Raw genomic sequence first — 24594 nt, 5'->3', positions numbered from 1 at the left:
CGATCACACCGTCCCGGTGAGGGGGCGCAGCTCCACGGCCCACACGCCCCAGCCCACGGCGCTGACGTCGTGGACGATGGCGCCGGCGTCCGCGGCGAGCGCGGAGAGTCGACGGCGCGTGGGGATCTCGCCGCCGCTGAGGCAGAGCCGGCGCAGGTCCTCCTCGACGTCGTACTCGTCCGGGTTCTCGTGGTCCACGAGGGCGGAGACGACGACGACGCGGCGCGCGCGTTCCACGGCCCGGCGCAGCACGTCCGCGTGCTCCGTGCCGGGCAGCGAGGCGAACGGGTCGAGCAGCAGCAGGGTGTCGGTGCCGTCCGGGACGTCGCCCGGCACGGGGGTCACCAGGGTGGCGACGTGCTCGCGGCGCACCGCGGCGACGTCGGCCAGTCCGCGGCGGACCTCGGTTTCCGAACCGGCGAGCACGGCCCGCAGCCCGGGGACGCGGCGCATGGTCTCGTCCGCGTAGACGCCGCAGCCCGGGCCGGCAAAGACCACGGTGGCGGAGCCGTCCAGGCCCACAGCGGCCGGAATGGCGGGCGCGGTGAACCAGGCCTCCTCGGCCACGTGGTCATCCGCTTCCGCGGCGAGCGCGGTGTCTTGAGCGCAGCGCTCGTCCCAGTACCGCCCGGCAGTGTCCACGGGGACCGCGCTGCCGGTGGCCAGTGCGCGGTCGAGACCCGCGAGCGCGAGTTCGCGCACGGTGGCGGCCCGGGAGATCGAGCGCACCGTGCGGGACTCGGGGTCCGCGAGCAGCACGCCCATCTCGGTGAGGCCCAGGCGGCCCTCGGCGTCCTCGCTCAGCAGGTCGTACACGCGCAGCGCCCGCACGAGGCGCTGGACGGAGTCCTCGGGCAGATCCAGGGCGCGGGCGAGCTCGGGGACGCTCGCGGCGCCGTCGTCCACGTGGGAGAAGACACCCAGGGCGATCGCCGAGCGCACGACGAGCGCGGGAGTGAGCTCCGTGAGTTCGTGCAGCCGCGCCTCGGCGGAGGGCCCGGTGGCCCCGACGTCCACGACGTCCGGGGAGTCGGCCACGCTCACGACGTCGCGGCGGCGCCAGTAGCCGGAGATGTCCGTGTGCTCGCGCGTGACGCCGCGTTCCTCGCGCAGCCAGCGGCGCAGGGGCTTGATCCCCAGCGCCTCCCCGGCCACCCAGGCGAACGCCTCGCCGGGCCACCACTCGATGCCCTGCACGGCCGAGACGAGGTCCTCCCCGTTCTCGCGCACGGCCCACGTGAGGCTCACGTCCGCGTCCGAGCGCAGCTCGATCCGGTCCGCCGCGGTGGCGACCTCGACGACGGCGTGCACGCGCGTGCCGCGGGGCAGGTCCTCCAGGGCGCGGGCGATCGCGGGCAGGGCGGTGTCGTCCCCGGCGAGCAGCATCCAGTCCACGTCCGTGGGAGCGGCGGTCGAGGCCTTGGGGCCGGCCACGTAGACGCTCTCCCCCGGGGTCACGCGCCGCGCCCAGCCCGAGGCGAGCCCGGTGCCGTGGAGCACGAAGTCCATGGCGATCTCCCCGGTCTCCGGGTCCACCGAGCGCACGGTGTAGGTGCGGGCCAGGGCCACGGACTCCTCGCTCCAGGCGACGGTGCCTCCGGGCTGCGGCTCCGGGATGGGGCACAGCCCGGTCACCGGGTCCGGGACGATGATCTTGACGTCGTCGTCGAAGCCGGTGCTGCGGAACGGTGGGATCGCCACGCCGTTGCGCTCGTGGTCGTCCAGGCCCGGCCCGCCCAGCACCACCCGGCGCATGTGCGGGCTCAGGTCCTCGACCCGCTGCACCTGCAGCTCACGGATCGCGATCGGGTAGACGGTGGTCTCACGGGTGGTGCGTTGCATGGGGTGCTCTCTCCTCCTGGTGCTACCGGGTGCTCGCGCCGAGGGCGCCGGGCACGGCGGCGGACGGGGCGCTGCGACGGGCCACGAGCGAGTCGAGGATCTCGCCGCTGCGCACCGCGAGGTTGGACAGCAGCGACGACGACAGGCCGTGCGTGTGCTCCACCCCGCCGTTGAGGTACACGGGCGGTGCGCTCTCCCGCGCCGGGGTCCACGTGTAGTCGCGCCCGACCACGGGCGCCGTTCCGTCGTGACGGTACCACCGGGCGTCCGCCCCGAAGAGGTCCACGGGATCCGCCGGGCGGTAGCCGGAGGCGAAGACCACGAGGTCCGCCTCGAGCGTAGTGGCCTCCCCCGTGGTGAGGTCCCGCACGTCCACCTCCACGGTGGTGGGGGTCTCGCGGTAGGCCACGACCTCGGAGCAGTTGTCCATAAACAGCCGACGCCGCCCGGTCACCCGCTCCTCGTACTCCACGCCGTAGAGCTCCTCCACGAGCTCGGGGTCCACCGCGGAGTAGTTGGTGCCGCGGTGGTACTCGAAGAGCCTGCGGCGCACGTCCTCCGGTGCCTCGTGCCAGCGGCCCACCATGGCGGGGTCGAAGATGCGGTTGACGAACGAGCTGACGTCCGCCGGGGTGTAGCCCACCTTGGCGAAGACCGAGTGGACGGTGGTGTTGGCGTCCCGGTCGTGGAGGTAGCGCACCACCTCCGCCGCGCTCTGGCCCGCACCCACGACCACGGCGGTGCGCACCGGGAAGGGCACGTGCTCCATCGCGTGCAGCGTCTGGGACGTGTGGATCACGCGCGGGGACAGCGTCACGCCCTCGGGCAGGCGCGGCTGCAGCCCCGGGGCGAGCACCGCGGCGCGGGCGTGCAGCTGCTCGCCGTCCGCGAGCTCGACGACCACCGAGTGGTCCTCGGGGTCCACGTGCGCGGCCCGGACCTCCGCGCCGTAGCGCACGTGCTCGGAGACGTGGTCCGCGGCCCAGCCGAGGTAGTCGGAGAACTCCGTGCGGGACGGGAAGAACGTCTGCTTGTTCACGAAGTGGTCCAGGCGCCCGTGCTGCTGCAGGTAGGACAGGAAGGACAGCGGGTGGGTCACGTCCCGGAAGGAGACGAGGTCCTTGAGGAACGAGATCTGCATGGTCGCGTGGGGCAGCAGCATGCCCGGGTGCCACGCGAAGCCCTCGGAGCGCTCCAGGAACAGCACCGAGAGCTGCTCGTCCTGCGGCACGCGCCGGTTGTGGTCGTCGATCGCGATGGCCAGGGCCAGGTTCGCCGGCCCGAAGCCGACGCCGATGAGGTTGTACATGTGTCCGTCTCGATTCGTGGGGGTCGTGGTGTGCTCAGCGGGTGGTGCGGCTCAGGGGCGGCTCGGGCCCGGCTGCGCCATCCCCCGCTGGTCCTTCTTGCTGGTCTTGCCCACACCGGTGTGCGGGAACTCGGTGACGGTCTCGAACACGTCCGGCACGGCGAACGAGGACAGTCCCCGCTCGCGCAGGAAGCCGCGCAGCTCGGTGACGGAGGGGAAGTCCTCGCGGTGGCCGTCCCGGGGGATGAGGTAGGCGCAGATCTTCTCGCCGAGAACCTCGTCCGGGATGCCCACCACGGAGACGTCGTGCACCGCGGGGTGGGCGAGCAGCTCGTTCTCCACCGCTTCCGGGGCCACCTTCTCGCCGCCGCGGTTGATCTGGTCCTTATCCCGGCCCACCACCACGATGTGCCCGCTCGGCAGCTGCCGCACGATGTCACCGGTGCAGTAGAAGCCGTCGTCGGTGAAGGAGCGGGCGTTGACCTCCGGCGCGCGGTGGTACCGGCGGATGGTGTACGGCCCGCGGGTGTAGAGCACACCGGGCTCCCCCGGGGCGACCTCCCGGCCGTCCTCGTCGAGGATCCGCAGCTCGTCGTGCTCGGATATCGGCCTGCCCTGCGTGGTGACCACGAGGTCCTCGGGGTCGTCCAGGCGGGTGTAATTCACGAGGCCCTCGGCCATCCCGAAGACCTGCTGCAGCGTGCAGCCGAGCTCGGGGCCCACGCGCCGCGCGGCGGTGTCGCTGAGCTTGGCGCCGCCCACCCACAGGGTGCGCAGCGAGGAGAGGTCGTGCTCCTGCACGGCGGGACTGTTGAGCCACGCGAGCAGCAGCGGCGGGACGAGGGCCGCCTGCGTGACCCGGTGCCGGTCGATGGCCGACAGGCACGTGGTGGGGCTCGGGTCCCCCGCGATCACGATGGTCGCGCCCACGTGCAGCGCGCCCAGGATCCCCGGGGAGCTCATCGTGAAGTTGTGCGCGCACGGCAGCGCCACGAGCATCACGTCCTCCGGGCGCACGTCGCACACCTCCACGCTGCGGCGCACCGAGTAGAGGTAGTCGTCGTGCGTGCGGGGGATCAGCTTGGGCAGCGCGGTGGTGCCGCCGGAGAGCTGCAGGAACGCGAGCGACTCCGGGGACACGCGCGTGACGGGCACCTCGGCGTCCGGGACGTCGACGACGTCGCCGGCCACCGTGGCCTCGGCCCACGGGTCCGTGACGCGCTCGTCCACCGAGACCGGGGTGACCTCCGGGTGGTCCCGGCGCACGGCGTCGGCGACGGCGAGCAGGTCCCGGGGGCCGCGGCGCGGACCCACGTAGGCCACGGCGTCGGACATCGCACAGAAGTGGCCCACCTCGCGTGAGCCGTGCGCGGGCAGCGCGAAGACCGGTACGGCGCCGAGCTTGAACAGCGCGCCCACGGTCTCCAGGAATACGGCGGAGTTCGGCAGCTGCACGACCACGGGCGAGCCCTCGCGAACCCCCGCGGCCATGAGCACGGTGGCCGCGCGGTCGATGCCCTCGCCCAGCTCGCGGTAGCTCAGTGTCCTGCGCCGGTCCACGACCGCCGTGTGCTCGGGCCGCTCGGTGATGGCCCGCTCGAACAGGTCCCAGTGCGTCTGACCCGTCCACAGGCCCAGCTCGCGGTAGCGGTCCGCGGCCTCGGCGGGCATGCCGTTGGGCAGGACGGCGGGGCGCTGCCCCGCGGTGGTCTCAGACACGGGCCGCCTCCTGGGCCGTGTTCGCCACGCCCGCCGACGACGCCGCGCTCGCGTCCCACGCGGCGAGGACGTCGCCCGTGCTCAGCACCGCACCGCAGCGCTTGGCCACGTAGTCCACGGCGTCCTGGTGCTCCTCGCGCGAGAAGTCCGCGATCGCGTCCGAGACCAGGAAGGCCTGGATGTCGTGCATGAACGCTTCCGTGGCCGTGACCTGGCAGCCCATGTGCCCGTAGACCCCCAGGATCACGAGCTGGTCCCGCTGCAGGTGGCTCAGGATCTGGCGCAGGTCCGTGCGCTGGAACGCCGAGTAGCGCCACTTGGTGAGGACCATGTCCCCCTCCCGCGGTGCCAGCTCGGGGATGATCTCCGTGTCCTCGCCCTCGGTCATGCCGGTGCCCCAGAACTCGCGGAGCAGGCCGCGCCGGTGCGGGTGCTGGTCCCCGGGCTGGGCCGAGTAGATCACCGGGACGCCGTGCGTGCGGGCGTCCTCGACGATGCGTGTCATGTTCGTCACGGCGCTCGCGGCGGGGTCCGCACTGCGGTCGTAGGCGGCGAGGAAGTATCGTTGCATGTCGTGCACGAGGACCGCGCAGCGCGCGGGATCCAGCTGCCAGTCCACCCGGTTGGCCTCTCGGGGCTCCGGGACGGCATAGCTGTCGATGGAGGGAATGGGCATGGTGATGTACTCCAGGGTGCGGGTTGTGGACTCGCCTATTAGGTTAGCCTATCCTTAGCACCGTGTTGAACCAGTCTACAACTACCTCCCACGACGCCGCCCGCCCCCGCGCATCGGACCCCACCTTCGTCCTGGCCCAGCACGGCCGCTCCGCCGTGGGCCTCGGAGTCCGCCGGCAGTGGACCTCCGCCGCCGACGCCTCGCGCGCCCTGCGCTCCGGTGAGGCCTCCGTGGTCGTCGGCTGCCTGCCCTTCGACGGCCGGCAGCCCGCCGCGCTCTTCGAGCCCGCCTCCTGGTACCCGGAGGCCGACGACGCCGCGGACCCCCTGCTCGGCGTCACGGACGCGATCTTCGACCGGCTCCCGGTGCGCACCGTGCACCAGGACCCCGCCCCCGCAGAGCACGTGGCCCGCGTGGCCCGCGCGGTGGCCATGGCTCGGGCGGGAACCCTCGACAAGGTGGTCCTCGCCCGTGCCCTGCGGCTCGAGCTCGAGGACCCCACCACCGCCGTGGAGCTGCTGCGCCGCTTCGTGGCCGACGACCGCCAGGGAAACGGCTACCTCGTGTCCCTGCCGGCGGACTCCGGCCTGCCCGGCGGACACATGGTCGGCTCCAGCCCGGAGGCACTGATCGAGCGCGCCGGGCTCGACGTCTACACCCACCCCCTGGCCGGCACGGCCGCGCGGCAACCCGAGGACCGGGACCTGGACCGCGAAGCCGCGCTCACGCTGCAGACCTCCCACAAGGACCTCGACGAGCACCGCTACGTGGTGGACGCCATCGAGTCCGTGCTGCGGCCGCTGTGCGCGGAGCTGGACGTCCCGCCCCTGCCCACGCTCACGCACACCGAGCGGATCTGGCACCTGGGCACACCCATCCGTGGGGTGCTGGCCGATCCCGCGCAGACCGCGCTGGACCTCGCCGCCGCACTGCACCCCACGCCGGCCGTGTGCGGTTCACCGCAGCGCGCCGCGTTCGAGCACATCCTGGCCACCGAGTCCCCCCGCGGCTTCTACGCCGGCGCGGTGGGCTGGTGCGACGCCTCCGGCAACGGGCACTGGCGCGTGCTGCTGCGCGGCGCGCACCTCGCGGCAGACGGCCGCACGCTCACAGCCCGCGCGGGCGGCGGCATCGTGGCGGACTCGAACCCCGAGGCCGAGCTCGCCGAGACCCGGCTGAAGTTCACCCCGGTGCTCAACGCGCTGGGCGTGCAGGAGCGTGCGGAGGCGCTGCTCGCGGCCACCGCGGGACCTGGCACGCCCGCCTGAGCCGGTCCGCGCGCCGTCGTCCTCCCGTCCGTCCGGCGAGGGGCGACGGCGCTCGGGTCGTGCCCCCGCCCGTCACCTGTCCGCAGCGTTCCCTGGCACCACGAACAACGCACCCGTTCCCATCGCCTGATCTGCAGGTCGGCGGGAACGGGTGCGTTGCGTCTGCTCCGGGTGCTCAGGCGCCGGGGGCGCCCGTCCGCAGCGAGCGCGGGCGCATGTCGGTCCACTCCCGCTCGATGTACTCGAGGCACTCCTGGCGCGAGGATCCTTCCTCTCCGCCGAAGACCACGGTCCAGCCCTCCGGGACCGGCTTGAAAACGGGCCACAGCGAGTGCTGCTCCTCGTTGTTGACCAGCACGAGGAACGTGCCGTCCTCGTCCTCGAAGGGGTTGGTGCTCATCTCGTCCTCCTGGGTGTGGGAATGGATCTGGGAATCAGTGGTGTCCGGGTTTCAGTGGTGCGCCGGCGCGGGCGGCAGCAGCGGGACGATCGCGTCCCAGCCCTCCGGGCTCGCCAGCCCCGCGTGGGTGAAGGGCAGCCGGTGGGCCGTGAGCGGTCCGTCGTGGACCTCCCGCCACGCCGCCTCCGGGTTCCAGTCGTCCTGACCCGGTCGGGCGACGTCGTGTTCCCCACCCACGTCCGCGAGCACCCGGTCCGCGACGACGAGCGTCACCGGACCGTCGTACTCGCACGGCTGCGACGTGGTGAGCAGCTCGCTGCACCGGCGCAGGTTCTCGCGCAGGGCGTCCAGGACCTCGGGCGAGCGCTGGGCGAAGTCCTCGCTCAGGCCCGCCAGCTCGAGCACGCGCTCGTCCGGCATGGCCCCGCGCTCGCGGCGCGCTCCCCCGGCACCGCGCGGTGCGGCACGACCGGCGGGGTGCGCGTCCAGCACGGTGACGGAGGAGACCCGCTCGCCCCGCCCGCCCAGGACGGCCGCGACGTGGTGCACCGTGGTTCCGCCGAACGAGTAGCCCAGCAGGTCGTAGGGACCCTCCGGCTGCTCGCGCTGGACCAGGTCCGCGTAGAACTCCGCGAGCGCCTGGATCGTGTCGATGCCGCGGGCCTGCGCGTCCGCCTCCGTGGGCAGCTGCAGCCCGTTGACCGGTCGCTGCGCCCCCAGCCGGGTGGCGAGCGGCAGGAACGGCCACGCGAAACCGCCGCCCGGGTGCACGCACCACAGGGGCACACCCGCGCCGCGCCGAAGGTGCAGCACCTCGCGGGAGGGACTCTGCCGACTCCGGGCACCCCCGTCGCCCGAGGGCTCCGGAACACGGTCTCCGGCGGTGTCCTCGACCGACGAGGTCTGCTCGGCGGCGTCGTCCTGCCCGGCGTCGTCCTGCTCGCCGTCCCGCAACGCGCCGTCGACCGCCGCGGCGATCCGGGCGAGCGACGTCCCGGCCAGCAGCTCCGCGACCGGCACGGTGAACCCACCGTGCTGCTCCGCGTGGCTCGCGACCCGCATGGCCGCGAGCGAGTCGCCGCCGTGGTCCACGAAGGACCCGGCGACGTCCACCTCCCGGGGCGAGAGCTCCAGGACCTGCGCCACGGCGTCGCACAGCGCGTGCTCAACCGGGGTCCGGGGGGCACGGGCACCCTCGCCCCGGACGGGCTCGTCCGGCAGCGCGGCGCGGTCCAGCTTGCCGTTGGGGGTCACGGGCATCTTCTCGACCACCGTGACCCGGCGCGGCACCTGGTGGGCCGGGAGGATGTCCCGCAGCTGCTCGCGCAGCGCGGCGGGGTCCAGCTCGGCGCCGTCCTGGGCAGTGACCCACGCGACCAGGTGGCGGGCGGCGTCCCCGCCGCGCACGTCCACCGCGCACGTGGGCACTCCGGGCAGTGCTTCGACCGCGGCCTCGGTCTCCCCCGGCTCCACGCGCATGCCGCGGATCTTCAGCTGGCGGTCGCTGCGGCCGCAGTAGACGAGCGAGTCGTCGGGACCGCGGCGCACGAGGTCGCCGGTGCGGTACATCCGCTGCCCGGGGCGCTGCGGGTCCGCCACGAACGTCGCGGCGGTGCGGCCCGGCATGCCCACGTAGCCGTGCGCGAGACCGTCGCCGGAGAGGTAGAGCTCGCCCACGGCGCCCTCGGGGACCTCGCGCAGGGACGAGTCGAGCACCGCAGCCCGGGCGTTGCGCACGGGGCGGCCCAGGCACGGCGAGGCGCTGGCCTCCACCGGTGAGCCGAACGCGTTGATCGTGAACTCCGTGGGCCCGTACAGGTCGTAGCCGCTCACGCCCTCCGTCTCGCGCAGCAGCGTCCACAGCTCCTGGGGCACCGCCTCGCCGCCGAGCATGACCAGCCCGGGGTGGCGCTGCCCGGCCAGGAGCCCGTGCCCGAGCAGCTCACGGGCGTAGGTGGGCGTCACGTTGACCACGTCGATCCCGGTGCGCCGGTAGTGCGCCACGAGCTCGGCGGTCTGCAGCCGCAGCCGGTCGTCGATCACGTGCACCTCGTGCCCGTGCAGCATCCAGAACAGTTCCTCCCAGGACATGTCGAACGCGAAGTTCACGGTGTGCGCCACGCGCAGCGGTGAGCCGAGCCGCGCCACGGTGGGCGCGAAGATCTCCTCCGCGTGGTTGTGGTACATCGTGGTCAGTCCGCGGTGGCCCACGAGCACGCCCTTGGGCCTGCCGGTGGAACCGGACGTGTAGATCACGTAGGCGGGTTCGTCCGGGTCGGAGGGCCCGGTGAGCCGCTCGGGTGCCACGTCCGGGGCGGGGGCGGTGCCGTCCAGCACGGCGCGCACCGCGGCGTCGTCGAGGTCGACGACGGCGAGCCCGGCGTCCGAGCCCGGCGTCAGGCCGTCCTCGGCCCCGGCGCGGATCAGACCGCTCGCACCGGCGTCCGCGAGCAGGTCCGCCGCGCGCTCCGCGGGCTGGTTGCGGTCCAGCGGCAGGTAGGCCGCACCGGTGCGCATGACCGCGAAGATCGCGACCACGTGGTCCGCGGTGCGGGGCAGGCGGATGCCCACCACGCTGCCGCGGCCCAGCCCGCGGTCGGCGAGCAGGGCCGCCAGGCGCTGCACCCGCTGGTCCACCTGCTGCGCGGTCCACCGGACGTCCCCGCACACGAGGCTCAGGGTGTCCGGCGTGCGGCGGGCGAGGTCTCGCAGCAGACGGTCCACGCTGCCGGCCGGTTCGTCCGGTCCCGGGATCGCCACGGGTTCGGGGGCGAGCACGGCGCTGTGGCGCGGGGCGGCCACGGCCACCTCTGCCATTCGCCGGCCCGCCGCAGCATCGGCGTCCTCCGCAGAGAGATCCGCCAGCGCCGCCAGGACGCGGTCGAGCGCCCACTGCGCCCGCTCGGTCCTGATCGTCTCCGGGTGGTACTCGCACGTGACCGAGCCGGAGCCGGGGTTCCCGTCCCCGGGGTCCACGTCGAGCACGAGCGCGTAGTGCGTGGCGTCCAGCGCACTGGCCTCCAGCACGCCGGCGCGGGCGAACGGACCCTCGGGGTCCGAGCGGTCCTGCGCGGTGTTGCGGTGCACCACCAGGGTGTCGAAGAGCGTTGAGTGCCCCGAGGCGCGCTGGATCTGGCCGAGCCCGGCACGGTGGTGAGCGCGCATCGCGCCCTGCTCCCGGAAGACGCCGCGCACCACGTCCGCGACCGACTGGTGCGGGCGGGTGTTCAGGCGCACCGCCACGGTGTTGAGGGCCAGTCCGACCATGCGCTCGGGACCGGGGACGGATGGGTCCCGGCCCGTGACAGCGCTGCCGAAGACGACGTCGTCGCGCCCGGTCATCTGCTGCAGGGCGATCCCCCACGCGACCTGGAAGAGCGTCGCGCGGCTGACCCCGAGCTGCTTCGAGCGGACGGTGAGCGCGGCGTCGAGGTGCTCGGGCAGCGGCAGGGTCACGGTCTCCGGCACCGGTTCGCCCAGCGGCGCTGCGCCCGCGACGACCGTCGGCTCGTCGATCCCCGCGAGGTACTCCCGCCAGGCCGCCTCGTCCGCCGCCGTGTCGCGCGAGGCCACGTACCGCAGGTGCTCGCGGAAGTCCGCGGGCTCCGGCAGAGCGGCGTCGTCCTGGCCCGGCGTGGCCGCGAGCGTGAACAGCTCGCCGTACAGGATCGAGTGCGACCACGCGTCCGCGAGCAGGTGGTGCTGCGTGACGACCAGCTCGCTCGTGCCGTCCGGCAGGCGCACGGCGAGCGCGCCGATCAGCGGCGGGCGCTGCGGGTCGATGTGGCGGTGGAACGCGGCCGACGCCGCCGCGTCCACCTCCTCGCGGGTGCTCGCTATGGTCTCGTGCCAGGGCATGGGACCCTCCGGCAGCAGGAACTGCACGGGCGTGCTGACACCGCGGTGGGTGAAGCCCGCGCGCAGCATCGCGTGGCGCCGGTAGACGGCGTCACACGCACGGCGCACGGCGTGGAGGTCCGCGCCCGCGGAGAGCGTGAAGCGGTGCTGCACCACGTAGGCGTCCGCGCCGTCCGCCCCGTCCACGATCGACTGCAGGTACATGCCCTCCTGCAGCGGCGTGAGCGGCAGCACCTCCTGCCACTGCGGGGCCAGCTCGTCGAGCACCTCGCGCAGCTGAGGGGTGACGGGCACGGCGACGTCGTGCGGCTCGGTCTCCGCGGCCGCGGTACGCCGCGCGCGCTGCGCCAGGGCGCCGAGGGCGGGGTGCGTGAACAGGTCCGTGACCGTCAGCTCCCAGCCCTTCTCGCGCAGCCCGGCCACGAGGCGCAGGGACGAGATGCTGTCACCGCCGAGCGCGAAGAAGTCATCCCGCGGACCGGAGTCGGTGAGGCCCAACAGCTCGTCCACCGCGTCGCACACCGCCCGTTCGGCGGGGGTCTCCGGCGTGCCGCCGCGACCGGTGACGCTTTCCGGCTCGGGCAGCGCCGCACGGTCCACCTTGCGGTTCGGGGTCATGGGCAGCACCGGGATGGCGGTCACCACGGACGGCACCATGTACTCCGGCAGCAGGCCGCCCAGGGCGTCCCGCGCACCGGCGGCGAGGTCGGCACCGGACCGCACGGCGTCGTCGTCCATCGTGGAACCCGCTGCGGGCGCACCCGCCACCGCGGCGTCTCCTGTCTCCTGGTCCGCGGCGGGGACAACGTAGCCGAGAAGGCGGTGCTCGCCGCGCTCGTCCGCGCGCACGCACGCCGCGGCCGCGGCCACTCCCGGCAGGGAACACAGGGCGCTCTCGACCTCGCCGAGTTCGATCCGGTGCCCGCGCACCTTGACCTGGTCGTCCACGCGGCGCAGGAAGTGCAGGCGGCCGTCACGGCGCAGCACCAGGTCACCCGTGCGGTACAGGCGCGCCCCGGGGGTCTGCGGGTCCGCGACGAAGCGCGTGGCGGTCTGGCCCGGGCGGCCCAGGTAGCCGCGGGCCACCTGCGCCCCGCCCAGGTACAGCTCCCCGGCGACGCCGTCCGGGACGGGACGCAGGGCGTCGTCGAGCACGAAGGTCTCCACACCCCGCCACGGCACGCCGATGGCGACGGCGCCGGAACCGGTGAGGTCCTCGGGGCCGACCTCCTCGTGGGTCACCCACACGGTGGCCTCGGTGGGGCCGTACACGTTGCGCACGCTCGCGCAGCGCTCGAGCATCCGGGCCGCGAGGTCGCGATCCAGCGCCTCACCGCCCACGAGCCCACGCACGCGGCCCAGGTCCACGCCGTCGTGCTCGGCGGCCGCCACGAGACCGCGCCACAGGGACGGCGTGGCCTGCAGGACGTCAGCTTCCGCGCGGGCCACCACGCGCAGCAGCGCTTCCGGGTCCCGCACGGTCTCGCGGTCCGCGAGGTGCACCGACCCGCCCACGCACAGCGGCGCGAACAGCTCCAGGCCGGAGATGTCGAACGTCACGGTGGTGACCGCGACGAGCGCGTCCCGCTCCCGCACCCAGCCGAGCTCCGCGACCGCGCGCAGAAACGCGGCGAGGTTCGCCCGCGTGACCATCACGCCCTTGGGACGCCCGGTCGAACCGGAGGTGTGCAGGACGTAGGCAAGGCCGTCGTCCGCGCCCGGGATCTCCGGGAGGGACTCGGCGGCGACACGGAGAGTCGTGCCAAGAGCCGTGAGCGGTGAGCCGTCGTCCTGCGGCTCGTTGAGCAGCAGGACCTCGGGGGCGGCATGTGTCTCCGCCACGGCAGACTCGCCCTGGGCAGACTCGCCCGGGGCGGACGCGCTCACGGTGGTTCCGCCGTCGGTGACCTCACTGTCGGCAGTCTTGCTGTCCGCGGTCACGACTCCGACGAGCTCGGACGTGGTCAGCACGAGGTCCACCGCGGCGTCCTCGAGCACCTGCCGGGTCCGCAGGCTCGGGTGGTCCGGGTCCAGCGGGACGTACACGGCACCCACGCGCTGCACGGCCAGCAGGGCGGTGAGCAGGGACCGGTCCCGCGGCAGCACCACGGCCACCGGCGACTGCTCCCCCACGCCCCGGGCCACCAGGCGCGCGGCGAGCGCGGTCACGGCGGCGTCGAGCTCCGCGTAGGAGAGGTCGCCGTGGGCGTCGTGCAGGGCCACGCGGTGCGGCGTGCGGGAGACCTGCTCCGCGAACGCGGCGGGCACGCTGCGGGCGGGGGACGCGGCGTCGGCCGCTTCACCGCCGGACGTGACGTCTGCCGTGAGGTCGACGACGCGGCGCCGCGGGTCCTCGACGACCTGCTTCAGGACGCGCAGCACGCGCCGCCCCAGGGTGGCGACCGTGGCGGCGTCGAAGAGGTCCGCCGAACCCACGAAGCGCAGCACGGCGGCGTCGTCCTCGTCCACGAGCCACACGCCCATGTCGAAGCGCGACGTCGTGGTCCGCACGGTGACCTCCGAGGTCGCGAGACCCCCGAGGGACGGCGCCGGGACCGGTGCCTCGTGGGACACGAGCGTCTGGAAGAGGGGGTGTCGGGCGCGCTGGCGCTCGGGGTCCACGAGGTCCACGACGCGCTCGAACGGCAGCCCGCTGTGCTCCAGGGCCCCGAGCGAGGCGGCCCGCACGGCGGCCAGGTTCTCCGCCACGGTGCCGCCCACGGAGACCGGGCAGCGCACGACCATCGTGTTCACGAAGTAGCCGACGGCGCGCTGCTCGTCCGAGAGGTCCTGGCGCAGGGCCACGGTGCTGCCGAGCGGAATGTCCCGACCGGCGCCGTGGAGCCACCAGGTGAGGGCCACGGCCGAGCGCAGCAGCATGAGCGGCGTGACACCGTACTCACCGCACACGGCGTCCATGCGTTCGCGCAGTGCCTCGGGGACCTCGAGCACGTCCGTGTGCCCCTCGTGACCGGGGGTGTCCGGGCGGGGCCGGTCCACCGGCAGGTCGAGCTCGGCGGGCAGACCGCGCAGGGCGTCCGCCCAGTAGGCCTCGTCCGCAGCGGTGTCCGGGCCGTCCGCCGCGACGAGTTCGGCATGGGGCGGCTCACCCCACGCGGGCTCGTGCCCGGCCGTCCGCGCCTCGAACGCGACCGAGAGGTCCGCGAGCAGCGGCGGGACGGACTCGGCGTCGATGGCCACGTGGTGCACCACGAGCAGCAGCAGGGACACTCCCGACGGAGAGGTCCACAGGTCCGCGCGGGCCGGGGCGTCGCGGGTGATGTCCACGGTGTGCGCCGGGTCTCCGAGGTGCTCCGCGACCACGCGCTCCAGCAGCTCGCGGTCAGGGGTCCCGTCGCCGTCCGCCGCGCTGTCTCCGGCCGGGAGGTCGTGCACGCGCAGCGCGGGCAGCTCGTCGGCGCCCAGCACGCGGACCCCGGCGGTTCCGTCCCGCAGGGCGGGGAACACGGTGCGCAGGGCGCGGTGGCGCCGCACGACGTCGTGCCACGCCGCGCGCAGCGCCTCGACGTCCAGGTCACCGCGCAGTTCAAGGGCGACCGGCACGTCGTACACCGTGGACGGGCCCTCGAGCTGCTGCACGAACCACAGCCGCTGCTGGGCGGGGCTCAGAGCGGGCGCGACATCTCTCGCATTCGATGCATTTGCATCAGCATCTGTGGACAGGGGCGTGTCGGGGACCGGGGACCGGTCAACCCGGTCGGTCGTGCCATCGGCCAGCAGCCGGGCGATCGCGGCCGGCGTGCGCGCATCGAGCACCTGCACGAGCGACGCCGCGAGACCGCGACGCTTCAACCGCCCGAGCAGCCGCATGGCCGTGAGCGAGTGGCCGCCGAGTGCGAAGAAGTCGTCCTCGGGAGACATCGAGTCGCGTCCCAGCAGGGCGGCCATCTCTGCCGCCACGATGCCCGCCGTACCGCTGGACGCCGGTTCGGTGCCGGACACGGATCCGCGAGTGGCACCGCCACCCGTCGGCGCGCCGTTCTCGCTGACGGCACGCCCAGCGCTCGTGGGGGCCGCTCCGGCACCGTGCGAGGGCGCGGTAGCTCCCGCGCCTGCGGACTCGGCGCACGCCCCGCGTCCCGGCGACGCGGCGTCGGCGTCGACCACGACGGGAGTCACCGCGGTGGTCACCGAACCGGTCCCGGGCGCCGCCGCGGCGTCGTCCTCCGTCCCCGCCAGACGCGCACGGGTCACGGTCGGGTCGGCGGTGAGCACCTCGAGGGTGCACGCGAGCTCGCGCCACAGCCGCTGCGCGGTGCTGTCCGCCACGCGGGCCGGGTCGTGCTCCACGACCACGCGGAACTCGTCCCCGGGCGGCACCATCACGTTGAGGGGGTAGTGCGTGCCGCCCGCGCTGCTGATGCCGGTGACGCGGGGCAGCGCCTCCTCCTCCCCGTCCGACGCGGGAGCGTTCTCGTAGACCACGAGCGAGTCGAAGAGGGTGCCGAGCCCCACGGCCCGCTCGATCTCGGCGAGCGCCGCGGACTCGTGCTCCGACATGGCCGCCTGCTCGCCCTGCAGCCGGGAGAACGTGTCCAGCAGGGGCTCGTCCGCGGAGAGGGTCACCCGCGCGGGCAGGGTGTTCGCGAACAGGCCCACGGTGTTCTCGATGCCGGGCAGGTCTGTGGGGCGCCCGGAGACGGTGACGCCGAAGACGACGTCGTCGTGCCCGCCCACCGCGGCGAGCGCCACGGCCCACGCGCCCTGCAGCACCGTGTTGGGCGTGAGCCCGTGCTCCCGGGCCAGGGCGACGACGCGGCGCGCGGTCTCCGGGGCCAGGGGCAGGTCCTGCCTGACCTGATCGGTGCGCGCGGCGGAGGGGGCGGCCTCCCGCGAGCCGAGCACCGTGGGCTGCGCCAGCCCGTCCAGGCGAGTGCGCCACGCGGCCACGGCGTCGTCCGCTCCCGCGCTGATGCGGGCGACGTGCGCCCCGAACGACTGGGCGATCGGCAGCTCGTCCCCCTCGCCGCGGTAGAAGGCCATGAGGTCGCGCACCATCACGGGCGTGGACCGGCCGTCGGTGACCAGGTGGTGGGCGCCCAGGATCAGGACGCTGCGGTCCTCCCCGAGCCGCACGAGGGTCGCGGCGACGAGCGGAGAGCGGCTCACGTCCACGGGACGGTGAGACATCTCCGCGAGCAGTCCGGCCACCGCGCGGTCCACCGCTGCGGCGGGCATGGAGGTGAGGTCCACCGTGCGCCAGGGCGCGGACACGTCACGCGGGACCACCTGCACGGGCTCCCCCACGGTGGTCGCGTCGAAGGCCGCACGCAGCACGGGGTGGCGCCGCAGCACGGCGTCGAAGGCCGCGCGCAGCCGGTCGGGCTCCACCGGACCCTCGATGTCCAGGGCAGCCGCCAGGACGTAGGCGTCCCCGTCGCCGTCCGAGAGGGCGTGGAAGAGCAGCCCCTCCTGCAGCGGGGAGAGCGGCAGCACGTCCGCGACCGGGCCGTGGACGGCCTCGAGCGCGTCCAGGTCCGCCTGTCCGAGGGCGTGGGTCAGGTCCGAGGGGCTCGCACCACCCGGATTCTCGTTCAGCAGCAGGTGCAGGTGCACGGCGGAAGCGGCCTCGCGGAGGGTCTCGGCGAACACGTCGAGGTCCTCGGCGCCGAGCACCTCCCCCGCGGCGCGTACCTCCACGCTCAGGCCGCCGTCCGGGCCGGCGCCCTGGAAGACGTTGACGGTGAGTGCCTCGGTCAGCTGACGCTCCGGCGACTCCATGACGGCGAACGAGCGCGCACCGTTCGCGGACCAGCCGTCCTCCGAGTCCTCGGACGCGGCGATCACGTTGAGCACGACCTCCGGTTCGGACAGCTCGCCCAGTCGACGTCGCCCCTCCGGGTCCAGGTGACGCAGGATGCCGTAGCCGGCGGTGTCCGGGCTCGTGCGGCGCGACTCCTTCGCCGCACGCAACAGGGCGGCCACGGCAGGTCCACCGGCGAGCAGCTCGTCCAGGTACTCCGCCGTCAGCACACGGGAGCCGCCGGCTGCACCGGGACGGCCCAGCGTCTCCGAGGCCACGTGCACCGGGAACTCGGTGGTGAACCAGCCCACCGTCTCCGAGAGGTCGCAGCCCGGAGCGAGGGTGTCCCGGCCGTGGCCCTCGAGCGTCACGGGGCGGGCGGGCGCGGCGCGCAGGCCGCGGCGCCGGTCGAACTGGGCGAGGGCCAGGGTCACGACGGCGAGCACCACCTCGTCCGGTCGCATCCGGAACGCCTCGGGCGCCGTGGTGCGCACCGCCCGGGCGATCTCTCCCGTGATCTCCACGTCCACGGTGCGCGCCGTGGCCACGGTGTCCACGGCGGGGTCCAGCGCGCGGGCACCGAGGGGCGCGGCGGGACCCTCGCGCAGCACGCCCTCCCAGTGGGGCAGGTCCTCCCGCAGAGCGGCCTCGCCCACACGGGCGGCCATGGCGTCCATCGCGTGGCGCCACGAGCACGGCACGTCGTCGGTCTCCGGCAGGGTTCCGGCCACAGCGGCGTCGTACGCCCGTTCGAGGTCCGAGACCAGGATCTGCCACGAGACGGCGTCCACCGCGAGGTGGTGCACGGCGAGGACCAGACGGTCGTCCCGCTCCTCGCTCCCGGTGGGCAGCACAGCGGTGCGGATCACCGCACCGGCGCGCGGGTCCAGGGCCGCAACGAGGTCCTCGGCGCACTCCTGGGGCGCGGCGGCGTCTGAACCGCTCTCGTCAGCTCGCGGCGCGTCAGCAGCCACGAGCACGTCCGACGCCGCCACGGCAGCGCTGCGCCGCACGAGCAGCCGCGGTTCCTCCCCGGTGGTGTCGAGCACGAGCCGCAGCGCGTCGTGGTGGTCCAGAACCGTCTGCAGCGCGCGCTCCAGCGCCGCGGTGTCCAGCGCGGTGCCGGTGTCGAGCACGACCCACTGCGCGTGGCGGGCCAGTGCCTCGTCCGTGGGAGCGGCCGCGAGCTGCGTGCGGACGACCGGCGAGAGCTCCACTCGCCCCACGGGCAGGTCCAGTGCGGCGTCGAAGGCGTCCTCGGCGGACGAACCCGCCGCGGCGTCGTCGTCAGAATCCGCGGCACGGGCGGCCGCGGCGGCCAGATCCGCGTCCGACGCCGCGGCGCGGGTGGCCACGGTCGCCAGCGCGGTGCCGTTGAGCAGGTCCTGGGCGGCGATGTCCAGGCCGCGCCGTCGCCCCTCGCCCACCACGCTGAGCGCCGCGATGCTGTCGCCGCCCTGGGAGACGAAGTCGCGCTCCAGCGAGACCGACAGCGCGGCCCCGCGGCGTCGTCCGAGCACCTCGCCGACGACCTGCGCGAGCACCTGCTCCGCGGGCGTCCGCGCCTCGCGGGTGCTCTCCTCGGGCTGCGGGGCGGGCAGCGCCGCACGGTTGACCTTGCCGCCCACCGTCACGGGGAATGCGTCGAGCACGACCACGTGCGCGGGCACCAGGTGCGACGGCGCGCGGCGCGCCAGGTCCTCCCGCACCCCGGCGGGATCGAGCCGGGTCCCGCGCGAGGGCACCACGTGGGCCACGAGGCTCGCGTCCTGGTCCTCACCCATGACACCCACGACCGCGCCGGAGACGCCCGGCACGGTGGTCAGCAGCGCCTCAACCTCCGCGGGCTCCACGCGCTGGCCGCGGATCTCCACCTGGTCGTCCGCGCGGCCCAGCACCACGTAGCCCGTGCCGGGCTCCCAGCGTGCGAGGTCACCCGTACGGTAGAGCCGCCCGCCGGGCGTGAAGGGATCGGCGACGAAGCGCGTGGCCGTCTCGATCGGGCGTGCACGGTAGCCGCGTGCGAGCTGGGATCCGCCCAGGTAGAGCTCCCCCGTCTCGCCGTCCGGGACGGGCTGCAGGTCGGTGTCGAGCAAGTGCGCGGTGAGACCCGCGAGCGGCCGCCCGACCGTGACGGTGCGCCCAGCCACCCGCGCTGCGACGGCGTCCACGGTGGACTCGGTGGGACCGTAGAGGTTCCAGGCGAGCTTGCCGGACGCCACGACATCGTGCCACAGCGAGGCCGGCAGGGACTCACCGCCGAGGATCAGGGTCGTGGGTGCGGGCAGCTGCAGCAGACCAAACTCGACGAGCACCCCGGCGAGCGACGGCGTGGAGTCCAGGACGTCGATCCCGTCCGCCGTGAGTGCGTCCAGGAACGCGAGGGCGTCCCCCGTGACCGCGGCGTCGTAGACGTGCACCGTGTGCCCGCCGAAGATCCACGAGAGCTGGTCCAGGGCGGCGTCGAAGGTGAAAGACGCCGTGTGCGCCACGTGCAGGTGGTTCCTGCCGCTGCGGCGCTGGGACGGCGGGAAGAGCAGAGCGCGGTGGTGCGAGATCAGGTGGCCGAGCGCCGCGCGGGTGACCTCCACGCCCTTGGGGCGCCCGGTCGTGCCGGAGGTGTGCAGCAGGTAGGCGAGGTTCTCGGGTCCCGCCGTGGCGGTGACCTCCGTGGCGGGGGCGTCCCAGTCGATCTCGTGCCACAGCAGGCGCCGGGCGTCCGGGCGCAGGCTCGGATCGCCGTCGGCGTCCGTGACGACGACGTCCGCGCCGCCGTCCTCGGTGGTCGCACGACGCCGCTCGGCCGGGTGGGCGCGGTCCAGAGCCTGGAACGCGCCGCCCGCCAGCAGCGTGGCGAGGACGCCCACGACCATCTCGTGGCCGCGCGGCAGGTCGAGCACCACGACGTCCTCGGGCCCCACCCCGGCGCGGGCCAGCAGACCCGCCAGCACGCGGACGCGGCGCACGAGTTCCGTGCCGGTGAGCGAGGTGTGGGCGTCCACGAGGACCGGCTCGTCCGGGCTGCTCTGCGCGATCTGCTCGATCGCGGCGGAGAGGTCCAGCGGCGAGAAGGACTCGTCTCTCGGGGTTTCGGGCAGTGCGGCGCGGCGCTGCTCGAGGACGGATTCCTCCTCCGCGGTGAGCGCGGAGACGGCCCCCAGCCGTGGCAGCTGCGGGGCCGCAAGACGGCGCAGCAGGGTCACGAAGCCGCGCAGCCGCGCCGCGGCCCGGTCGCGGGTCACCCGGGAGGGGTCGGTCTCGAAGCCGAGCTGGACCTCGCCGCCCAGCGGGGTCACGGTCAGACCCATGTCCTCGGGCGGGCCGCCGGCCACGTTGCGCAGCAGCCCCCGGACGCCGTGGAAGTCCAGGGCGGGGTTGAAGACCTTCACGTTCGCGCCCACGCCGTGCAGCAGGCCGCCGGCGCCGGGTGTGCCCAGGGCTCCCGGGAGGTCCTCCCCGCGGTAGCGCTGGTGCTCGCGCATGCCCACCATGGCCTCGGCGACCTTCCCGGCGAGGTCCTCGGCGGTGTCCGCGGCGGAGACGTCCAGGCGCAGGGGCAGCACGTTGACCGCCATGGCCGGGGTCTTCAGGGCGGCCGTGGTGGTGCGCACCATCATGGGCAGCGCGATCACGACGTCGCGGCGTCCCGTGAGCCGGTGCACGTACCCCGCGTAGGCGCCCAGCAGCACGTCCACCCAGGTGTGTCCCGCACCGGAGGCCAGTCCCTTGAGGCGATCCGTGTCCTCGGTGGTCAGGGTCTCGGTGACGTGCACGGTGCGGCCACCGGAGTGCTTCGCCCCGCCCTCGCGGCCACCCACCGAGGGCAGCGGGGTCATGGCATCCACCCAGTACTGCTCGTCCGCGACCCGTTGTTCGCCAGCCCGGTACTCAAGGTCCTCCACGACGAGCTCGCGGATCGGGCGGTAGGCGGTCGCCGGCGCCGGCTTGCCGGTGAGACCGGCGCGATAGAGGGTGGCGATCCGCCGGCTCAGCCGCGCCGCGGAGTACCCGTCGATCACCAGGTGGTGGTAGAGCTGCACGAGCCACACGTGCTGGTCGGTCAGGCGCAGGATCACGTAGCGGAACAGCTCGCGGTCCACCATGGGGGCGCAGTGCTGCGCCATGTCCGTGCGCTGCTCGTCCACCACGGCGGACGCCAGCGCGAACGGGTCCGGGGACTCGCGCAGGTCCAGCACGCGCGGACGGTGGCCACCGGGGCCGACGACGCGCTGCTGGGCCTCACCCTCGTGCTCGCGGATGCGCAGCCTCAGTGTTTCGGTCTCGTCCACGGCAGCCGCCACGGCGTCCGCCAACCGGTCCACGTCCACGTCCCCCGGACCGATCTCCACGACCTCGCCCACCACGTAGTACGGGGAGGTCGGATCCAGGCGCTGTGCGTTCCAGATCCCTTCCTGTGCGCCGGTGAGCGGAAACCACTCCGCGGATTCGGGAAGGCTCGTCGAAGACACCATGCGAGACTGGAGCTCCTTTCGGGGACGGGTGGGCACAACGCGTATTAGGGTAGCCTATCCTTAGCTATTTCACTGTCGAACGGAGAGGACTGCACGGTGACGGAGATCATCGGAGAGTTGCGCGGAGAGGTCGCCACCGCACTGGGCACCACGCCCGACCAGGTGGACACCGGGGCCGATCTGACCGACCTGGGGCTGGACTCGGTCCGCCTCATGGGCGTGGTCGAGGGCATCATCGCGCGCGGCTACGACGTCGACTACGTGGACCTCGCCGAGGACCCCCGCCTCGATGCGTGGGGGGCCCTGCTGGAGGGCTGAGCGCAGCGGCCAACCTGAGGGACCCCGGCGAGGTTGCTCACCCCGGCGCCCGCAGAGACGCATCCATTCGGGCGGCGCACCCTCCACGGGGTGCGCCGCCCGAGCCGTGTCCGTCGGTGCCGCGTTGTCAGTGCTGGGCCGCGCCGCCGTCCACCGTGAGGACCTGCAGGGTCATGTGCCGCGCGGACTCCCCCAGCAGGAAGCCGACCACGCCGGTCACGTCCGCCGGACGCCCCACCCGTCCCAGCGGGATCCCCGTCTTGTACGCCTGCGGGTCCCCCACGACCATCTGGGCGGAACGGTCCTCCCCGTCCCACATGCCCATGACCATGTTCGTCATGGTGGTGCCCGGGGCCACCACGTTGGCCCGCACGCCGTACCGGGCGGATTCGAGCCCGAGGCTCGTGGTGTAGTGCGTCGCCGCGGCCTTCGACGCCGCGTAGGCGGCCATCTGGGCGCGCGGCACCACCGCGGAGTTCGAGGAGATGGTCACGATGCCCCGCCGGTTGGAGGGGTCGTGGTTGCACTGGGCGACCATCACGCGCAGGGTCTCCCGCGAGACCAGGAAGACCCCGGTGGCGTTGACGTCCATGACGCGGCGCCACTGCTCGTCGGAGGTCTCCAGGGCGGGACCGGTCTCGAGGGTGCCGGCACCGTTGACGAGGCCCAGGAGCGGGGGCATGGTCGCGGCGATCTCGTCCAGGGCGCGGGCCACGTCCGCGCCGTCGCTCACGGAGCAGCCGCGGTAGCTCAGCCGCCCGGAGGCGGTCCCCCGCGCGATCTCCGAGAGGGCCCCCGTGGTGTCCTCCGTGGGCGTGCGGTCCCGCCACGGATCGTTCGGCGGGAGGTCCAGTGCGGCGACGGCGTACCCCCGCGAGAGCAGGTCAGCGACCACGGCCGTCCCCATGCCGCCAGCCGCACCCGTGACCACCACGGTGTCGAAAGCGGGCACTTCGGGGCCGGCCGCCGCGGGCGCCTCTGCGGTCGTCGCCCCGGAGGCCCCCGTCCTACCGGAGGATCCGGTCGCTGGGCCAGTGGTCACGTCCTTGCCGGTCCTGTCGCGGTCAGCCGTATCGTTGCCGGTTGCACGGTGGGAAGTCGCATCGTTCGAAATCACACAGGTAAGCCTAACCTCACCCCCTGACACGCAGATCGCCCCGCGGTCCACGAAGGGACCACGGGGCGATGCGCCGGGAACGGGCGACGTCAGTCGCGCGTGAGGCGACGGTGCGCGAGGCGGTGGGGCCGCGCGGCGTCGGCGCCGAGACGCTCGACCTTGTTCTCCTCGTACGCGTCGAAGTTGCCCTCGAACCAGTACCAGTTGTCGGGCTGCTCCTCCGTGCCCTCCCACGCGAGGATGTGCGTGGCGACCCGGTCCAGGAACCACCGGTCGTGGGAGACGACCACGGCGCAGCCCGGGAACTCGAGAAGCGCGTTCTCGAGCGAGCCGAGGGTCTCGACGTCGAGGTCGTTGGTGGGCTCGTCCAGCAGCAGCAGGTTGCCGCCCTGCTTCAGGGTCAGCGCGAGGTTGAGACGGTTGCGCTCACCACCGGAGAGCACACCGGCCTTCTTCTGCTGGTCCGGGCCCTTGAAGCCGAACGCGGAGACGTATGCGCGGGACGGCATCTCGACCTTGCCCACGTTGATGTAGTCGAGCCCGTCCGAGACGACCTCCCACAGGGTCTTCTCCGGGTCCAGGTTCGCGCGGTTCTGGTCCACGTAGGAGATCTGGACGGAGTCGCCGATCTTCAGCTCGCCGCCGTCCAGCTCCTCGAGGCCCACGATGGTCTTGAACAGCGTGGACTTGCCCACGCCGTTGGGACCGATCACGCCCACGATGCCGTTGCGCGGCAGCGAGAACGAGAGGCCGTTGATCAGGGAGCGGTCCCCGAAGCCCTTCTGCAGGTTGGTGGCCTCGATGACCTGGTTGCCCAGGCGGGGTCCCGGCGGGATCTGGATCTCCTCGAAGTCCAGCTTCCTGGTCTTCTCGGCCTCCGCCGCCATCTCCTCGTAGCGCGCCAGACGGGACTTGGACTTGGTCTGGCGTCCCTTGGCGTTGGAGCGGACCCAGTCCAGCTCCTCTTTCAGGCGCTTGGCCTGCTTGGCGTCCTTCTTGCCCTGGACCTCCATGCGCTTGGCCTTGGTGTCCAGGTAGGTGGAGTAGTTGCCCTCGTAGGGGTACAGGCGACCGCGGTCCACCTCGCAGATCCACTCCGCGACGTGGTCCAGGAAGTACCGGTCGTGGGTCACGGCGAGCACGGCGCCGGGGTAGGAGGCGAGGTGTTGCTCGAGCCACAGCACGGACTCGGCGTCCAGGTGGTTGGTGGGCTCGTCGAGCAGCAGCAGGTCCGGCTTCTCCAGCAGGAGCTTGCACAGGGCCACGCGACGGCGCTCACCACCGGAGAGCACCTTCACGTCCGCGTCCGGCGGCGGGCAGCGCAGCGCGTCCATGGCCTGCTCGAGCTGCGAGTCGAGATCCCACGCGTTGGCGGCGTCGATCTCCTCCTGCAGCTTGCCCATCTCCTCCATGAGGGCGTCGAAGTCCGCGTCCGGCTCGGCCATCTCCGCAGAGATCTCGTTGAAGCGGTCCAGCTTCGCCTTGATCTCGCCCACGCCCTCCTCCACGTTGCCGAGGACGGTCTTGTCCTCGTTCAACGGGGGCTCCTGCAGCAGGATGCCCACGGAGTAGCCGGGGCTCAGCCGCGCCTCGCCGTTGGAGGGCTGGTCCAGCCCCGCCATGATCTTCAGGATGGTCGACTTGCCCGCGCCGTTCGGGCCCACGACGCCGATCTTGGCGCCCGGGAAGAACGACATGGTGACGTCGTCCAGGATGACTTTGTCGCCCACCTTCTTGCGGGCCTTGTTCATGGTGTAGATAAATTCCGCCATGCCTCCAGGCTACCGTGCCGGTTCCATGCCGGGCACCACGGGAGACGACGCCGCCCGCGGCCCCCGGCACGGTCCGGGA

10 protein-coding genes are annotated in these 24594 nt (G+C 73.6%); 2 read left to right on the top strand and 8 right to left on the bottom strand.

What is annotated here, in order from left to right; all coding sequences use genetic code 11:
• Nucleotides 1–3 precede the first annotated feature (3 nt).
• Genes KVA01_RS07200 through KVA01_RS07185 form a run of 4 tightly spaced genes read right to left on the bottom strand, consistent with a single transcriptional unit; the run spans nucleotide 4 to nucleotide 5546 of the window.
• The gene (locus KVA01_RS07200; RefSeq protein WP_141269514.1) at nucleotides 4–1842 is read right to left on the bottom strand and encodes a siderophore-interacting protein; all 1839 of its coding nucleotides are present in this window, start codon (nucleotides 1840–1842) and stop codon (nucleotides 4–6) included.
• A gap of 22 nt (nucleotides 1843–1864) precedes the next feature.
• The gene (locus KVA01_RS07195; RefSeq protein WP_141269512.1) at nucleotides 1865–3151 is read right to left on the bottom strand and encodes a lysine N(6)-hydroxylase/L-ornithine N(5)-oxygenase family protein; all 1287 of its coding nucleotides are present in this window, start codon (nucleotides 3149–3151) and stop codon (nucleotides 1865–1867) included.
• A 51-nt stretch (nucleotides 3152–3202) separates the two neighbouring features.
• Complete coding sequence (locus tag KVA01_RS07190) at nucleotides 3203–4870, bottom strand: (2,3-dihydroxybenzoyl)adenylate synthase (protein WP_233438799.1); 1668 nt, start codon at nucleotides 4868–4870, stop codon at nucleotides 3203–3205.
• Nucleotides 4863–5546: an isochorismatase family protein gene (locus tag KVA01_RS07185; RefSeq protein WP_068468980.1), complete on the bottom strand. Its 684-nt coding sequence runs from the start codon at nucleotides 5544–5546 to the stop codon at nucleotides 4863–4865. The genes KVA01_RS07190 and KVA01_RS07185 overlap by 8 nt, the downstream gene beginning before the upstream one ends.
• Nucleotides 5547–5608: 62 nt before the next feature.
• On the opposite strand from KVA01_RS07185, the gene KVA01_RS07180 reads away from it, so the two are divergent.
• Entirely contained in the window at nucleotides 5609–6814 is a 1206-nt protein-coding gene (locus tag KVA01_RS07180; protein ID WP_218023601.1) for an isochorismate synthase, read from the top strand.
• A 175-nt stretch (nucleotides 6815–6989) separates the two neighbouring features.
• Here KVA01_RS07180 and KVA01_RS07175 read toward each other — a convergent pair whose 3' ends face one another.
• Nucleotides 6990–7214 carry an MbtH family protein gene (locus KVA01_RS07175; RefSeq protein WP_068468976.1) on the bottom strand — a complete coding sequence of 75 codons (225 nt, stop codon included), beginning with the start codon at nucleotides 7212–7214 and terminating at the stop codon, nucleotides 6990–6992.
• Nucleotides 7215–7265: 51 nt separating this feature from the next.
• Nucleotides 7266–21308 carry a non-ribosomal peptide synthetase gene (locus tag KVA01_RS07170; RefSeq protein ID WP_141269508.1) on the bottom strand — a complete coding sequence of 4681 codons (14043 nt, stop codon included), beginning with the start codon at nucleotides 21306–21308 and terminating at the stop codon, nucleotides 7266–7268.
• 96 nt (nucleotides 21309–21404) lie between these two features.
• Here KVA01_RS07170 and KVA01_RS07165 point away from each other — a divergent pair, with 96 nt between their 5' ends.
• Nucleotides 21405–21626, top strand: coding sequence for a phosphopantetheine-binding protein (locus KVA01_RS07165; RefSeq protein ID WP_068468971.1), 222 nt, complete (start codon nucleotides 21405–21407; stop codon nucleotides 21624–21626).
• Nucleotides 21627–21753: 127 nt separating this feature from the next.
• Here KVA01_RS07165 and KVA01_RS07160 read toward each other — a convergent pair whose 3' ends face one another.
• Nucleotides 21754–22578, bottom strand: a complete 825-nt coding sequence (locus tag KVA01_RS07160) for an SDR family NAD(P)-dependent oxidoreductase (RefSeq protein WP_068468969.1) — start codon at nucleotides 22576–22578, stop codon at nucleotides 21754–21756.
• A gap of 254 nt (nucleotides 22579–22832) precedes the next feature.
• The gene (ettA, locus tag KVA01_RS07155; protein WP_068468967.1) at nucleotides 22833–24515 is read right to left on the bottom strand and encodes an energy-dependent translational throttle protein EttA; all 1683 of its coding nucleotides are present in this window, start codon (nucleotides 24513–24515) and stop codon (nucleotides 22833–22835) included.
• Nucleotides 24516–24594 lie beyond the last annotated feature (79 nt).

This window comes from Kocuria varians (genome assembly GCF_006539885.1).
Classification (GTDB): Bacteria; Actinomycetota; Actinomycetes; order Actinomycetales; family Micrococcaceae; genus Kocuria; species Kocuria varians.
The sequence above is the reverse complement of the archived record's forward strand: the minus strand, read 5'-3'. Positions and strand labels throughout refer to the sequence as shown.